The following is a 15,701-nucleotide window of genomic DNA, read 5'->3' as shown; positions in this document are numbered from 1 at the left end:
TTTGGGGGTCATTTTTTGGTTAAATTTAATAGTGAGTTTAAATTAAAATTAGTATTAAAATATTTATCAGGAATAGGTTCAACTTCGTTGAACCATGAATATGGTATTAAAGGCAGTGCAACATTACTTTCATGGTTACAAATGTATCAAAAATATGGAGTTAAGGGTTTAATTGCGAAAAACAGTAAACAATCATATTCTTATATGTATAAATTAAAAGTGCTGAACTGGATGAAGCTCCACAAAAGTTCATATCCAGAAACAGCACTTCACTTTAATATATCTTCGCTATCTGCCATATTTATATGGGAACGAAGATTAGAAGATGGGACGCTTAACAATATGAAAATTAAACATCCACTTAAAAAGAATCTCACAAAAGATAACATTAAGCAAATAAGAATTTTAGAAAACAAGAATTTGGAATTATCAATAAAGCTTAAATATAAGACTATTATAGATAAATATGGTCAAGCTAAAACTATAAAAATAATAAATAGTTTGTTTAAAACAACTGCACTATCTAAAATTTTAGATATTTTAGGTATTTCAAGAAGCAGTTATTATTATCATAAGAAAGCTACGCTTTCTTCTTTTAAAGAAGCCGTAAATGAACATAAAACCTATGGATATCGCAGAATTACTGCATATTTAAATAATAATGGAAAGCATGTAAATCATAAATGTGTACAAAGAATTATGCAGAAGTATAGTCTACAATGTACTCTATTTAGTAAAAGAAAACGCAAATATAATTCATACAAGGGACAAGTAGGACATATAGCACCTAATGTATTGAATGGAAATTTCAAGTCACAACGTTTTGGTCATAAAATAACTACTGATGTCAGTGAGTTTAGATATGGTCATAATTTAATAAACCAAAAGGTTTATTTATCACCAGTAATGGATCTTTATTCGGATCAAATCATTGCATATAATATTAGTTCACATCCAACAGTTAAATTTACTTTAGTGGCTTTAAACAAAGCGTTAAGCATTATTAGTAGTAAAGAAATACAAACTATTGTCCACAGTGATCAAGGTATCCAATATCAAAGTCATGAATGGGTAAACACGATAAAATCATATAATGCAATTCAATCCATGTCCCGTAAAGGGACATGTTTAGACAATGCACAAATGGAATCATTCTTTCACATTATGAAAAGTGAAATGATGAATGTACATTATGATACAAAAGAATCCTTAATCCATGCCATGAAAGTTTGGATTAAGGATTATAATGAAAATAGAATTAAAGAAAAACTAGGATATCAATCACCAAACCAATATTTGGGATTAATATCCTAGAAAAATGTTGTCCAACTTTTTGGGGTCAGATCATGAAGAATAATTTTCTTCAAGCTTTTTTATTTAACTATTATTTTTTAAATGTCTTTGTTGTAAATAATAAACTGGGATTCCTAATACCGTTAGTAATATACCAACTAATGCTAAACCGGTTTGAGATATGATGGTTTCAAATAATATGAATATTCCACCGACCAGTGCAATAATTGGGATAATTGGGTACCAAGGAACTTTATATGGTCTAATCATCTCTGGCTCTTTTCGACGTAATCTAAATACAGCGATGAATAATAGACAGTTAAATATCCACATAACAAATACCAACATATCAGTTAGTAAATCGAAACTACCTGCGAATATCATTAAAATAGCAATAAATAGTTGGAAAAGTCCAGCTACATATGGAACTAATGTTTTTTTGGTTAACTTTGTAAATGCATTACTAAAAGGTAATGATTTGCTTTTACCCATTGCATAAGGGATTCTCATACCACTTAACGTATATCCATTTAAGGATCCATAAACAGATACTAAAATTCCAATAGTAACTAATTTTCCTCCTAATTCACCAAATAATTTAATGGCTGCTTCTGATGCAGTATTTTGATTACCTGCAATTTGGTCAATTGGCAATGTTTTAAGAAATACCACATTAATTAATGTATAAATAATTGTAATGAAGCTTAGTCCTAATATAATGGCTTTGGGTAAATTCTTTTTAGGATTTTTAATTTCTCCAGCAACATCACAAACGCCAATCCATCCATCATAAGCAAACATAGTAGCTAATAAACCAGCACCAAATGCTGTCCATAAACTATCATGATTAATAGGGGAAATTGGGAATAATGATACATTAACTTCTCCTGGAATAAATAGTCCAATAATAGCAATAATAAAAATAGGAATTAATTTAAAAACTAATGCAATAGTTTGAACATTTCCACTTACTTTTGATCCAAGTAAATTAATTATAAGTATACTTAGAGCACATCCAATAGCAATTGGATTTAATAGGCCACCATTTAGGTGGAATAAATTAATAATTTGTGTTGAAAAAACAATCGATTCAGCTGCAATATTAGCTGGATAATAAACTAATATTTGCGCCCATCCCATTGAAAAACCAGTTAAGGGTCCGTAAGTATAATCTAAATATTTAATTGCACCACCAGTTTTAGGAATTGCGGCTGCTAATTCTGATACAGTCAAACCAGCACAAATTGTTAATAATCCACCAATAATCCACGCTAATATAGTTAATGTAAAAGAATGAGTACTTTGTACAACACTGGCGGTTTTGAAGAATACACCACCACCAATAACTGTTCCCATGACTGTGGCAAGGGATGCCATCATCCCAATACCACGTTTTAATTCATTTTCCTGCAATTTTCTTCCTCCAATAACTTTTGATAAAAAAGGTCAGGCATTAATTAGCCTAACCAATTTTAATTATTTATCTTTTGCAATATCATGTTTACGCTGGAATTCAGCGATATTTTTATATTCACTTTGTAATTGACGACTTAAACGAATGTATATTGGAACTAATTCACGATATGCTTCATAATTATCAGGGTTTGGTTTGTGAGCATTAGTTACACCAACAAAATCTTTAACTTTAGCTAAATCGTCAATGATTCCTAAACTATACATACCAAGAGTTGCTGCACCTAGGGCAGTTCCTTCAAAACTTTCAGGAATGTTAACATTTTGTTCAAAAATATCAGCTAACATTTGACGCCATAATTCTGAACGTGCAAAACCACCAGTAGCTTGAATACTTGTTGGCTTACCAACAACTTCTTCCAAGGCTAAACTTACAGTGTATAAATTATATACGATTCCTTCAAGTGCCGCACGAATCATGTGTGCTCTTGTATGAATTCTAGTTAGTCCAAAGAATGATCCACGAGCATTTGCGTCCCAAATAGGAGCTCTTTCACCACCTAAGTATGGATGGAAAATTAATCCATCTGATCCAGCTGGAATTTGGGCTGCAATCTTAGTTAACAAGTCATAAGGATCCATGTGCATTTGTTCAGCAGTAACTTTTTCAGGAGCACACAATTGATCTTTTACCCAACGGAAAACAATCCCACCATTGTTAACAGGTCCACCTACAACCCATTTACCAGGTGATAAGTAGTAACAAAAGACACGTCCTTTTGGATCAATCTTAGGTTTATCAGTAACAACACGTACAGCACCAGATGTACCAATAGTTACAGCTACAACGCCAGGTTTGATAGCATCTACACCTAGATTAGCTAAGGGACCGTCAGAAGCACCAATTACGAATGGTACATCTTCATCGATTCCCATTACCTTAGCATATGCTTTATTCATGCCTTTTAATTGGTAGGTTGTATCTACTAGTTCTGGTAATTGGTCACGAGAAACGCCAGTTAGTTTTAGCGCTTCTTCATCCCAATCCATATTAAATATATTAAACATACCAGTTGCATTAGCGATTGAATAGTCTTCTTTTAATTCGCCAAACAATTTATATAAAATATATTCTTTTATGCCGACAAACCATCTAGTTTTGTCATATAAGTCTTTTTTATTATCTTTTAACCACATAATTTTGGTTAAAGGAGTCATTGGGTGAACTGGAGTACCAGTTCTTTCATATAATTCTTTAGCTTTACCAGATGCTTTTAATTGATCTGCATAATCAACGGAACGATTATCAGCCCAAGTAATAGCACGTGTAAGTGGTTTATGATTTTTATCTAATAGTATTAAACTATGCATAGCACATGAAAAGGAAACACCTTTTAATGTACCATTTTTTAAATCAGCTTTTCTTAGTACTGAAGTAATTCCAGAAGCCATCGCAGAAAAAATTTCTTCTGGGTCTTCTTCAGCCATATCTGGGGTATCTTGATATAAAGGATAACCATTGTTTGCATATCCTTCTACTTGTCCATTAGTATTATATAAAAGTGTTTTAACACTAGTGGTACCAATATCTACACCAATGATGTAGTTCATTTTCTAAACTTCCTTTCAATATTAACAGAATAGAATCGTTTATTTACTAACTAATATAAATTAAATTTAACATTTATAAAGTGAAGTTTTAAATAAAAGTCATTATTAAGTTATTGTTTATCGCTTTCATTATATTGAAAAAAACAGCTCCATTCAAGCTATTTATCTAGTTTTATAAGAAAATATGTAGTAACCTTGTTTATAAAGTAAGGTGATTATCGATTAAAAGTAGAGTTGATTTATATAGCAATAAAAATAAATCTAAAAATTATAAATTATTTATTGTCATTATTTCAGTACTTTTTGTTTTTCTCATTATATATTTTGGAATTAAACAATATAATAGTTATTTAATTAATAAGTATAGTGTTCGTGGAGTTTTAGTTAGTCAATCGGATGGATATATTGATTTTGTTTCTTTAGCTAATAATGATCAAAAATTTGTTTATATTAAAGCTAGCCAAGGATCGACTTATACTGATAATAATTTTTCGAATAATTTTAATCGAAGCCAAGGTTCTGGGATGCAAATAGGGGTTTATCATGTTTTTAGTACCCAAAGTAAAATTAAAAGTCAATTATTGAATTTTACTAGGGAAGTAGGACCTAATTATGGTTCTATTCCACCAATGGTATTTGTGAATTCTAACCTTAATAATTTACAAAAGGATCAATTATCTAAATTTGTTTATATGATACATCGCTATTACAATACAAACTTAGTTATTAACTGTAATAATGATATATTTAATTATTTGCATAAAAGGAATCCATATATTAGCTTATTAAGTAATAATCTAAATGATTCAAAAGCTACTTTTGTTTCAATTGATAATCATTCTATAAACCTTGATGGCTCTAATATATCATTGAATCAGGTAGCCTTTAATGGTAAAAATACAGATTGGGAACGCTATCTATTAAAAAGTCGCAATCGTTAAAATTTTTATGAAATAATTTATGGTTTTTGATAAAATTAAGTATTAATAAGAAAATATAGGTGAAGTAAATGTTAGAAAAATTCGAAAGATATTTTAAAAAATTGGGTTATGACAAACCTACTTTAATTCAGTCAAGAGTTTATCCACTAATTGAACAAAATAAAAGTGTTTTGGGATTATCGCCAACTGGTTCAGGGAAAACGGTCGCATTTTTAATGCCTAGTTTATTAAATTTAAATTTAGGTGAGGGTAGTCAATTAATTATTATTGAACCATCGCAAGAACTTGCAATTCAAACTGCACGTGTTGCTAGAAATTGGGCTAATTTGTTAGGACTAAAAGTTTTAGCTTTGACGGGTGGAGCTAATATAAAACGTCAAACTGAACGCTTGAAAAAACATCCTGAAGTAATTGTGGGCACAGCTGGTAGATTAAAAAATTTAATTGATGACAAAAAATTAAAAACACACTTATTTAAAACAGTTATTATTGATGAAGCTGATGATTTGTTACAAGGGGAAACTTTAACGACTGTTCGTGAAATTGTTGATAATATGATGTCTGATGTGCAGTTAGAATTTTTCTCGGCAACTGAAACAGAAATTTTAGAAGAATTGGACCACTGGTTTGGCAACCGTAACATTCAAAAAATTGATGTTAGAAATGAAGATGAAACTCAAGGTATTGTTAAGCATGGATTAATGCAAGTTTTAAGAAAAAATCGTAATAAGATGCTTGCCAGATTACAACATGTACCTAATTTCAAAGCTTTAGTCTTTTTTAATCAAACTGTTGATTTAAATAAAACATATAGTTATTTTGTGCATAATCATTATACTGGAGTAGCAAAATTAACTAGTGATCAAAATCAAAATAAGCGTGAAAAAGCAATGAATGATTTTAGGTTAGGCCGAGTAAAACTATTGTTTACTACTGATGTAGCCGCACGTGGTTTGGATATTCCTAAATTGCCGGCTGTTGTTAATTATGATTTGCCTGATCAAGAAAATGAATATATTCATCGTGTTGGACGTACTGGTCGTATGGGCGAAAATGGTTTAGTGATTAATTTCGGTGATGATCATGATTTAAGAGATTTGAAAAATTTACTTAAAAATTATCAATATGATTTAAAGCCAATTTACTTTTTGAAAAACAAATTAGTCGATGAAATTCCTGAATCAGTAATTAAAGCTGAAAAAAAGAAGAAACTTGTTGAGAAAAATCAGCCAAAGCAGGAAGTTAATGTTCCAAAGCATTCCAATAAAAAAGCTAAGTCTATTAAATCTTCCCCTAAAAAATCAAATTCAGCTACTTTAAAAAACAAAAGAAAGAAGAAAAATAAGCATACAAAAAATAAAGGTATGCGCAAAAAATGGCGTAATTTAGATAATAAAAATTCTAAGTAGTGTCTTTACTTTGTGTTTATTAAATGCGACAATTATAAATGTTGCAAATGGCCTCATAGCACAACTGGATAGGGCGACCGCCTCCTAAGCGGCTGATCTCGGTTCAAGTCCGAGTGAGGTCATTTTAAACTTAATTCTTAAAGCTGTTCATTAATTTAATGAGCAGCTTTTTTTATTTCCAAATATATTTACAATAAATTTACATAAAAACCATATTATATTTACAAAGCCTTGCTATACTTTGTTTGTAAATTAGATTGATTCATATGGGAGGCTTCATTATGTTAAATGCTAAAAAGTTTGTATCCATTATTTCTATTATGATTATTTCTGGTCTTGTTTTAACAGCCTGCGGTAGTAATAGTTCCAAGTCAAAAATAACTGCAGTAGGCTCAACAGCTTTACAACCCTTAGTTGAAGAAGCTGCTAATGAATATCAACAAAATAATGATAATGTATCAATCACTGTTCAAGGCGGTGGTTCAGGAACCGGTTTAAGTCAACTACAATCAAAGGCAGTAACAATTGGTAATTCTGATGTATTTGCTGAGAATCAAAACGGCATTGATGCAAAAAAGATGATCGATCATAAGGTAGCTGTTATTGGAATGGCACCAGTTGTTAATAAAGCTGTTGGTGTGAAAAATTTATCTATGAAACAGCTAAGCGATATTTTCACGGGTAAAGTAACCAATTGGAAACAAGTTGGTGGAAAAAATCAGCAAATTGAAGTAATTAATAGGGTTAAAGGAAGCGGAACTAGAAAAACATTTGAAGCTGATGTTTTAAAAGGAAAATCTGCAATTAAATCACAAGAACAAGATTCTAATGGAACTGTAAAGAAGATTGTTTCAAGTACGCCTGGAGCAATTAGCTATTTAGCATTTTCATTTATGGACGATAATACGCTTCAACCAATTTCAATTGATAATGTAAAACCAAACGATAAAAATGTTGAAGACAATTCTTGGAAAATCTGGTCATATGAACATATGTACACTAATAAAAATATTGATAAATCAACAAAAGCATTTATAGATTATATAAATTCAAAAGATGTTCAAAATAATTTAGTTAAGAAGTTGGGCTACATTAGCATTCATAATATGAAAGTTACTAAAGATTCTAATAACCAAATAGTTAAATAAACTTTAGATGAAAATGTTGGATAAATTTAATTCCCTCATTTTCGTTTATGGAGGATAAAAATGGAAATAAAGAAAAAACTATTAAGGTCGTCCAAAGAGACTAGACAAGATAAATTAGGTAAGAGTATTAGTTATCTTAGTATTGGATTTATTATTTTAGTAGTCTCTTTAATCCTATATTTTATTATTTCGAAAGGTTTATCTACATTTACACAAAATAATGTTAATATTTGGGATTTTTTAACCAAACAAGATTGGTCACCTTCCTCGATTGGTAAAGATGGCAAACCCGAAGTTGGTGCTCTACCAATGATAATTACTTCATTTGGGGTAACCATTTTATCAGCAATTTTAGCGACACCATTTGCTATAGCGATTGGAATATATATGTCAGTGATTGCTCCTAAAAAAGGTCGCAAATTTTTACAAATAATTATTGAAATGCTAGTGGGAATTCCATCAGTAGTTTATGGATTTTTAGGATTAACTATCATTGTACCAATGAATCGTCATTTATTTGGGGGGACTGGTTTTGGAATTTTATCAGCCACATTAGTATTATTCGTTATGGTATTACCAACGATTACATCTTTAACTGTTGATAGTTTAAATGCAGTGCCAAAATATTTATCAGATGCTTCTTTGGCATTAGGTGCAACTCGTTGGCAAACAATTTATAAAGTTATATTAAGAGCCGCAACTCCTGGAATCTTAACAGCAATTATATTTGGAATGGCTAGAGCATTTGGAGAAGCATTAGCTGTTCAAATGGTTATTGGTAATGCTACTTTAATGCCTAAAAATTTAATTACACCAGCATCTACTTTAACTAGTCAATTAACGACTGGAATTGGTAATACTGTTATGGGGACTTTAGGCAACAACGCTCTTTGGTCATTAGCATTAGTATTATTGTTAATGTCATTAGTTTTCAATATTATTGTAAAAATGATTGGAAAGAGAGGAAGTATTAAGTAATGAATCCAAAAACAACAAATAAAATTGCGATTGGATTGATTTATACATTCGTAGCAATCGTAGTTGCAATTTTAGTATCATTGATTGGTTATATTTTAGTAACAGGAGTACCTCATATTTCATGGCATTTTTTAACTTCCAAATCACAATCTTTTTTATCTGGCGGTGGAATTAGAGATCAATTATTCAATTCTGTTTACTTGTTATTTTTAACATTGTGTCTTTCTTTTCCTATTGCTTTAGGGTCAGGAATATATTTGGCCGAATATGCACCCAAAAATTGGATTACAGAGGTTATTAGAACCACCATTGAAGTTTTAAGTTCGCTACCTTCAGTCGTGGTTGGATTATTTTGTTACTTATTATTTGTAGTTCAAATGCACATGGGATTTTCTATTTTGTCAGGTGCAATTGCTTTAACATTTTTCAATTTACCTTTGTTGACTAGAAACATTGAAAATTCGTTAAGATCTGTATCACACTTACAAAGAGAAGCTGGTTTGTCATTAGGTTTGTCACAGTGGAAAACAATTACAGGTATCATTCTACCAGCAGCTGTTCCTGGAATTATTACGGGCATTATTTTAAGTGCTGGAAGAGTTTTCGGAGAAGCAGCTGCTTTAATTTATACTGCTGGTCAAAGTTCTCCAATTATCGATTATTCTAATTGGAATATTTTCTCTTCTTCAAGTTTTTTAAATCCAATGAGACCGGCTGAAACATTAGCTGTTCATATTTGGAAGGTTAACTCTGAGGGGATAACTCCAGATGCTAATTTGGTTTCTAGTGGATCATCAGCAGTATTAATTATTTTAATATTGTTATTTAATTTATTAGCACATTGGATAGGCAATCGTTTATACAAAAAGATGACTTCTAATTTTTAAATGAGGGTTAATAATGAAAAAATATAATTTAGATGAAAATTTTATTGCTAATTTTGATAATGAAAAAGCAATTATTACTAACAATGTTGATGTTTTTTACGGTGATCATCAATCCATCTTTAATGTTAATTTAGCTTTTCCTAGATTGAGTATCATAGCATTAATTGGATCTTCTGGTTCTGGTAAATCAACTTTTTTAAGATGTCTTAATCGAATGAATGATTCTATTGCCAATGTTGACGGTAATATTATGTATCGTGATGTTGATATTAATAGTAAAAAAGTCAATGTTTATGAAGTTAGAAAACAAATTGGAATGGTTTTTCAAAGACCTAATCCTTTTGCAAAAACTATTCGTGACAATATTACGTTTGCGCTTAAAAAACATGGAATTAAAGATAAAGATGAATTAAATAGAAGAGTGGAAAACAGTTTAAAAGAAGCCGCATTATGGGAAGAAGTAAAAGATAAATTAGATGATAGTGCACTTTCTCTATCTGGTGGACAAGCACAAAGATTATGTATAGCCAGAACAATTGCTATGCAACCTGACATTTTATTACTGGATGAGCCTGCTAGTGCTTTAGATCCAATTTCAACTGCTAAAATTGAAGAAACTTTAAAAAGCTTAAAATCTAAATATACAGTAATTATAGTTACTCATAATATGCAACAAGCTTCTCGAGTAAGTGATTATACTACATTTTTTCATTCAGGACATGTTCTAGAATTTGATAAAACTGCTAGTATCTTTACAACTCCTAAAATGCAAGCAACTGAAGATTATATTTCTGGTAATTTTGGATAAGGTGATAATATGACTGGTATTTTGCAAACTAAAAATGTACATTTATACTATGGTGAAAGTGAAGCTTTGCATGGATTTGACTTAAACTTCAATGAAAATGAAATCACTGCTTTAATTGGACCTTCTGGGTGTGGTAAATCCACATTTTTGAGATGTTTAAATCGTATGAACGATTTGCGACCCAATGTAACTATTAATGGCAGCTTTAAATTTGAAGAAAAAGATATTTATTCACCATCAATAGATTTAACAGAACTTCGTAAAACTATTGGCATGGTGTTTCAACAACCCAATCCATTTCCATTTTCTGTTTATGATAATGTAGCATACGGATTAAAACTTGCGGGAATTAAAAATAAAAAGAAAATTGATAAGATTGTAGAAGAAAGTTTAAAGGAAGCTGCGGTATGGGATGAAGTAAAAGACAATCTTAATAAAAATGCTTTATCTTTTTCAGGTGGTCAGCAACAAAGGATTTGTATTGCTCGTGTGTTAGCAGTTAAGCCTAAAATTATTTTAATGGATGAACCGACTAGTGCACTTGATCCGATATCTAGTTCTAAAATTGAAGATACATTGGTTAAACTAAAAAAGGATTTCACAATTATTATGGTTACTCATAACATGCAACAAGCTTCTCGAATTTCTGATAAAACAGCATTTTTATTAAATGGTGACTTAATTGAATATAATTCAACGCAAAAGATGTTTGTAAATCCATCAAACAAAAAAACGAGTGACTACTTAAATGGTGAATTTGGTTAGGAGGTTCATTATTATGAACGATTCATTTTTAAAAGAGTTAAAGAAATTACAACGTACTTATATGAAAATGGGCATCACTGTTAGCGATCAAATATATCAATCAATTAAATCCTTTACAGATAACGATCAAAAATTAGCCAGAAAAATTGTTGAAAAAGATACTAAAGTGAATGATGAAGAAGTTGATTTAGAAAAAAAATCTTTAAATTTAATTGCTTTAAAACAACCAGTTGCAAATAATTTTAGGGCAATTATTTCTTTGTTAAAAGCTAGTTCTGATTTAGAGAGGATTGGTGATCATGCTTCTACAATTGCTAGAGAAACATTAAGATTAAAGACTGAAAATAGAATGCCTGACGTTAATGCCTCAATTTCTCAGATGTCTTTAAAAATTAGAGGAATGTTGGAATCATCATTAGATGCTTATGTACACGAAGATGAACAAGCTGCCCGTTTAATAGCTGAAGAAGATTTATTGATCGATAAAAAATTTGTTTTAGCTAAAAATATCATTATTGCAGATATTGAAAAAGATAATAACAAAATTGAATTAGTTAGTAGCTATTTAATGGTTGTTCGACTACTTGAAAGAATTGGCGATCATATCGTAAATTTATCAGAGTGGATTGTTTATAATTCAACTGGTAAGATAGTTGAACTCAATCCTGGTAAAATAGAGCCAGATCTTATTGCTGAAGAAATTAAAAAAGATATTAAATAAACGGGAAGTGAAGCATCGCTATGAATAGTATTCTACTAATTACTAATAATTTAAAATGGTCATCTGAAATTAGTCATTCAGCTGCAGATAAAGGATTCTTTATTAATACTTTAAGTAATCCAGATATGGATGATTTATATTTATTCTTAAAAAAAGATAATGATTCTGCTGTTATTTATGATTTATCAGTTAAAGATGACTTTAAAAAAAATTTAGAATTTATTAGCAAGATTAGGGATAGCTTTTCAAACCCCGTTATTATTATTGCCTCTGATTACATTGAAGAAAATGAGCGAAAACTTTTTGCCTTAAAGGTTGATGACTATATTACTAACGTTTTGAATGCAGACAGAATTTTGCTACGAACTATTCACTTAATTGAATTATATAAAAGGTTAGTTTCAGAGAATGTTAATAATTTTAAAAAATATATTTATAAAGATTTTGAAATTAGTTTAAAACATTTTCAAGTTAAATATTTAGGAACAAAAATGGATTTAACACCTAAAGAATTTAATATTTTTTATTATATGGTTCGTCATCATGACCAAGTTCTAAGCCGTGAACAAATTTTTAGAGGTGTTTGGCGAGAAGATGGGAATGATGCGGATTTGTTTATATCTTCAAGAATCGTTGATATGCATGTTAGTCATTTAAGAGATAAGTTAAAAGCATTACCTGGAAATAATGTTTTTATTAAAACGGTTAGAGGATTTGGATATATTTTAAATTAGAAAATAAAAAAGGGCGCCTTTATGTGCGTCCTTTTAATTTATCTTTTATAAGAATGCAGTAGCAGTAGCTGCAACAACAATTAATATTAAACCTAATAATGTAACGACTAGTTCTTTTCTTGTTTTACTTTCATGTAAGAAGTAAACACCAGTTAATGTGGCTAATACCACTGATGTTTGTGAAAGTACAAATCCAGTAGCTAAACCATTCATATCAGGTTGTGCAGAAATTAAGTATGTTAATGCAGCGAAAGCAAAGAAGAATCCAGAAATAATTTGTAAATATGATTCTTTTTGTTTAAATACATTATCCTTTTTAATATTAATTAGGCAGTAAATAACAGCCGTTATAAACATTCCAAGAGCTTGTGGTAAAAATGCTTCTTTACCATTTATTTGAGCAGCTTGTGGTGCAGCAGAGTATAACCAATAACCAATAACACCAATTAATAATAATACAACTGCGTTTCTTAAGTCTTTTGATCCTTGTTTATCGGGATGTTCTTGCCAAGCAGTCATAGTAGCACCAATAATAATTACTATTAAAGCGACAAATCCAATAATTCTGCTAGTTGTTCCAGCCCAATTTCCTAGTGCAAAAACTCCCCACAATGCAGTAGCAATCAACTGTAAAGCAGTAGTAATTGGCATTACACGAGATGAGCCGATTAATTTGAATGACTTAAAAGACATAATTTGTCCAAAAGACCATCCAGCACCAGAAATTAGTGATAAAACAAATTTAGATCCCATTGGAATAGAATTACCAGAAATTAATAAATAAACAAAAGCAAAAATAAGAGTACCAAATGTGGCACCAACAATTTGATTTGTAGGCTTACCACCAAATTTGGCAGATACAGTAGGGAATAATCCCCATCCTAAAACTGGTCCTAGACCAACTAATAAAGCAATAGCGCTCAAAATTCTTCCTCCTCCATTTAAAGATATTTAAAAATAATATCATAAATTAAAATGATTATATATAGAATTTAATTAAAATATTATTCGCAAAATGATAATGCTTCTCATAACAATATAACACATAATAAATTCAAATTGTAAAATAAGCTATGAAATCGGTTTCATTATTTTTAATGATATGATATTATTATTTTATTAATTATAAAGCGCTTTCAAAAAATAAAACATAAAGGAGTAATTAAGCATGCCATTTTTAGTTTTAGTATTAGGAATATTATTATTATTATTTTTGATTATTAAATGTAAACTAAATACATTTATCTCTTTAATAGTTACGTCAGTGTTGGTTGCATTGGGATTAGGAATGAATCCTGCTGACATTGCAACTTCCATAAAAAATGGAATTGGGGGATCGCTTGGCGAATTAGTTATTGTATTTGGTTTTGGTGCTATGATTGGGCGACTAGTTTCAGATGCTGGTGGGTCATATCGCATTGCAAGGACTTTAATAAGTTGGTTTGGTAAAAGAAAGCTGCAATTTGCAATTGTAGTTGCTTCATTTATCATCGGAATGTCCTTATTTTTTGAAGTTGGATTGGTATTATTAACGCCAATTGTATTTGCGGTAGCTTTAGAAGCAGATGTACCATTTGTTTATTTGGGAATTCCAATGGCTGCTGCTTTATCAGCTACACAAGGTTTTCTACCACCACAACCAGCACCAACTGCAGTAGCATCAGCATTAGGAGCTAATATCGGTCAAATGCTATTATTAGGTGTGATTGTTGCTATTCCTGGTGTGATTGTTGCTGGTCCTATTTTCACAAAATTAGCTAAAAAATTTGCTCCTGAAACATTTGTTGTAAAGAAATCTTTACCGGCATTTGGCGAAATTAAAGAATATGATTTAAAAGATACACCTAGTTTTGGAATTGCAGCATTTACTTCTTTATTACCAGTTATCTTAATGGCCATAGCAACTATTTATGACATGGTATTTAATGGTGGAAAGGCACAACCTAATCCTCATGGATTTGATGCTTTTATTACGATGATTGGAAATCCAGTGATTGCGATGATAATTACTTTGTTATTTGCTATTTGGTCAATGGGCTTTCATCGTGGCAAAAAAATGGAAGATATTACTAATACGGTAACTGAAGCCATTAAATCTATTGCAATGTTATTAATGGTTATTGGTGGTGGCTCTGCTTTTAAACAAATTTTAATTGATGGTGGAGTAGGTAAAGCGGTTCAAGATATGATGTCACATGCTAATTTATCTCCAATCATTTTAGGGTGGTTAATTGCAGTTATATTACGTGTATCATTGGGATCAGCTACAGTAGCAGGAATGACTGCTGCTGGATTGGTCACACCATTAATGCATTCTCTAAGTGTTAATCCTGTATTAATGGCACTTGCCATTGGTGCTGGTTCACTAGCAGCATCTCATGTTAATGATGCTGGATTTTGGATGTTTAAAGAATACTTTGATTTAGATGTGAAACAAACTTTAAAGATATGGACAACTTTAGAAACCTTAATTTCTGTAATTGGATTATTGATGGTATTAATTTTAAGTATATTTGTTCATTAATATTATAAAAATAAAGCTACCAATCATTTTAAATGATTGGTAGCTTTATTTATTTATTATGATTTATAAAAACAACGAATTTGGACCAAAAGTAGTTAAAAAGAATAACAATTATTTGTGCTAATATTTTAACAACATTGAAACTGCCATGCATTAATGTTTGTCCAACCCAAATAACAATTTCTTCTAAAACTAAAGATGCAAATCTACCAAAGGTAAAAGAACCCATTTCTGTAAAAAATTGTTTGATATTATTAGCACTTGAGTGAAATACCCATTTACGATTAGTAAAAAATGCAAATATTACACTAGCTAACCAAGCAATTGCTGTATTCCAAAAACTACCAATATACGTGTATTGGTTTAATAAAAATGCGACTAATAAATCAACAAGTGTTGTTAACACTCCCCAAAAAAGATATGAAATAACTTCTTTGTTTTTTTTATATAATTTGACTAGATTATTCAA

At 30.4% G+C, this 15,701-nt stretch carries 15 protein-coding genes and 1 tRNA gene; 12 read left to right on the top strand and 4 right to left on the bottom strand.

The window, feature by feature from the left end:
* The first annotated feature begins 15 nt into the window (after positions 1 to 15).
* Positions 16 to 1,314: an IS3 family transposase gene (locus tag DY123_RS00165; protein ID WP_140923508.1), complete on the top strand. Its 1,299-nt coding sequence runs from the start codon at positions 16 to 18 to the stop codon at positions 1,312 to 1,314.
* A gap of 63 nt (positions 1,315 to 1,377) precedes the next feature.
* Here DY123_RS00165 and DY123_RS00160 read toward each other — a convergent pair whose 3' ends face one another.
* Both DY123_RS00160 and gntK read right to left on the bottom strand, forming a co-directional pair.
* Positions 1,378 to 2,706, bottom strand: coding sequence for an APC family permease (locus DY123_RS00160; protein ID WP_105963753.1), 1,329 nt, complete (start codon positions 2,704 to 2,706; stop codon positions 1,378 to 1,380).
* Positions 2,707 to 2,769: 63 nt separating this feature from the next.
* Positions 2,770 to 4,317, bottom strand: coding sequence for a gluconokinase (gntK, locus tag DY123_RS00155; RefSeq protein WP_140923506.1), 1,548 nt, complete (start codon positions 4,315 to 4,317; stop codon positions 2,770 to 2,772).
* A gap of 221 nt (positions 4,318 to 4,538) precedes the next feature.
* Here gntK and DY123_RS00150 point away from each other — a divergent pair, with 221 nt between their 5' ends.
* From DY123_RS00150 to DY123_RS00105, 10 genes are all read left to right on the top strand, one after another.
* Positions 4,539 to 5,258, top strand: coding sequence for a GH25 family lysozyme (locus tag DY123_RS00150; RefSeq protein ID WP_140923505.1), 720 nt, complete (start codon positions 4,539 to 4,541; stop codon positions 5,256 to 5,258).
* A 68-nt stretch (positions 5,259 to 5,326) separates the two neighbouring features.
* Positions 5,327 to 6,667, top strand: a complete 1,341-nt coding sequence (locus DY123_RS00145; RefSeq protein WP_140923503.1) for a DEAD/DEAH box helicase — start codon at positions 5,327 to 5,329, stop codon at positions 6,665 to 6,667.
* A gap of 49 nt (positions 6,668 to 6,716) precedes the next feature.
* Positions 6,717 to 6,789 (top strand) — tRNA-Arg (locus tag DY123_RS00140).
* Between the two features lie 159 nt (positions 6,790 to 6,948).
* Complete coding sequence (locus DY123_RS00135) at positions 6,949 to 7,815, top strand: phosphate ABC transporter substrate-binding protein PstS family protein (RefSeq protein WP_140923501.1); 867 nt, start codon at positions 6,949 to 6,951, stop codon at positions 7,813 to 7,815.
* Positions 7,816 to 7,875: 60 nt separating this feature from the next.
* Positions 7,876 to 8,793: a phosphate ABC transporter permease subunit PstC gene (gene pstC, locus DY123_RS00130; RefSeq protein WP_140923499.1), complete on the top strand. Its 918-nt coding sequence runs from the start codon at positions 7,876 to 7,878 to the stop codon at positions 8,791 to 8,793.
* Positions 8,793 to 9,680, top strand: coding sequence for a phosphate ABC transporter permease PstA (pstA, locus tag DY123_RS00125; RefSeq protein ID WP_140923497.1), 888 nt, complete (start codon positions 8,793 to 8,795; stop codon positions 9,678 to 9,680). Before pstC ends, pstA begins: the two co-directional genes overlap by 1 nt.
* A 13-nt stretch (positions 9,681 to 9,693) precedes the next feature.
* The gene (pstB, locus tag DY123_RS00120; protein WP_140923495.1) at positions 9,694 to 10,488 is read left to right on the top strand and encodes a phosphate ABC transporter ATP-binding protein PstB; all 795 of its coding nucleotides are present in this window, start codon (positions 9,694 to 9,696) and stop codon (positions 10,486 to 10,488) included.
* A gap of 9 nt (positions 10,489 to 10,497) precedes the next feature.
* The gene (gene pstB, locus DY123_RS00115; protein WP_140923493.1) at positions 10,498 to 11,253 is read left to right on the top strand and encodes a phosphate ABC transporter ATP-binding protein PstB; all 756 of its coding nucleotides are present in this window, start codon (positions 10,498 to 10,500) and stop codon (positions 11,251 to 11,253) included.
* Between the two features lie 13 nt (positions 11,254 to 11,266).
* A complete protein-coding gene (gene phoU / locus DY123_RS00110) occupies positions 11,267 to 11,974 on the top strand; it encodes a phosphate signaling complex protein PhoU (protein ID WP_140923491.1) in 708 nt (235 codons plus the stop codon).
* Positions 11,975 to 11,994: 20 nt separating this feature from the next.
* A complete protein-coding gene (locus tag DY123_RS00105) occupies positions 11,995 to 12,708 on the top strand; it encodes a response regulator transcription factor (protein WP_140936124.1) in 714 nt (237 codons plus the stop codon).
* Between the two features lie 45 nt (positions 12,709 to 12,753).
* Here DY123_RS00105 and rbsU read toward each other — a convergent pair whose 3' ends face one another.
* On the bottom strand, positions 12,754 to 13,632 hold the full coding sequence (rbsU, locus tag DY123_RS00100) for a ribose/proton symporter RbsU (protein WP_140923487.1): 879 nt from the start codon (positions 13,630 to 13,632) through the stop codon (positions 12,754 to 12,756).
* A 244-nt stretch (positions 13,633 to 13,876) separates the two neighbouring features.
* Between rbsU and DY123_RS00095 the strand changes: the two genes are divergently transcribed.
* Positions 13,877 to 15,232: a gluconate:H+ symporter gene (locus DY123_RS00095; RefSeq protein WP_140923485.1), complete on the top strand. Its 1,356-nt coding sequence runs from the start codon at positions 13,877 to 13,879 to the stop codon at positions 15,230 to 15,232.
* A gap of 49 nt (positions 15,233 to 15,281) precedes the next feature.
* Here DY123_RS00095 and DY123_RS00090 read toward each other — a convergent pair whose 3' ends face one another.
* Positions 15,282 to 15,701: a GtrA family protein gene (locus DY123_RS00090; RefSeq protein WP_140923483.1), complete on the bottom strand. Its 420-nt coding sequence runs from the start codon at positions 15,699 to 15,701 to the stop codon at positions 15,282 to 15,284.

The organism is Apilactobacillus micheneri, from assembly GCF_006493595.1.
Taxonomy (GTDB): Bacteria; Bacillota; Bacilli; order Lactobacillales; family Lactobacillaceae; genus Apilactobacillus; species Apilactobacillus micheneri.
The sequence above is the reverse complement of the archived record's forward strand: the minus strand, read 5'-3'. Positions and strand labels throughout refer to the sequence as shown.

Excerpts from the sequence above, each read along its gene's own strand:
- gntK (WP_140923506.1), bottom strand. The coding sequence starts at position 4,317 with ATGAACTACATCATTGGTGTAGATATTGGTACCACTAGTGTTAAAACA.
- DY123_RS00145 (WP_140923503.1), top strand. The coding sequence starts at position 5,327 with ATGTTAGAAAAATTCGAAAGATATTTTAAAAAATTGGGTTATGACAAA.
- DY123_RS00135 (WP_140923501.1), top strand. The coding sequence starts at position 6,949 with ATGTTAAATGCTAAAAAGTTTGTATCCATTATTTCTATTATGATTATT.
- pstC (WP_140923499.1), top strand. The coding sequence starts at position 7,876 with ATGGAAATAAAGAAAAAACTATTAAGGTCGTCCAAAGAGACTAGACAA.
- pstA (WP_140923497.1), top strand. The coding sequence starts at position 8,793 with ATGAATCCAAAAACAACAAATAAAATTGCGATTGGATTGATTTATACA.
- pstB (WP_140923495.1), top strand. The coding sequence starts at position 9,694 with ATGAAAAAATATAATTTAGATGAAAATTTTATTGCTAATTTTGATAAT.
- pstB (WP_140923493.1), top strand. The coding sequence starts at position 10,498 with ATGACTGGTATTTTGCAAACTAAAAATGTACATTTATACTATGGTGAA.
- phoU (WP_140923491.1), top strand. The coding sequence starts at position 11,267 with ATGAACGATTCATTTTTAAAAGAGTTAAAGAAATTACAACGTACTTAT.
- DY123_RS00105 (WP_140936124.1), top strand. The coding sequence starts at position 11,995 with ATGAATAGTATTCTACTAATTACTAATAATTTAAAATGGTCATCTGAA.
- DY123_RS00095 (WP_140923485.1), top strand. The coding sequence starts at position 13,877 with ATGCCATTTTTAGTTTTAGTATTAGGAATATTATTATTATTATTTTTG.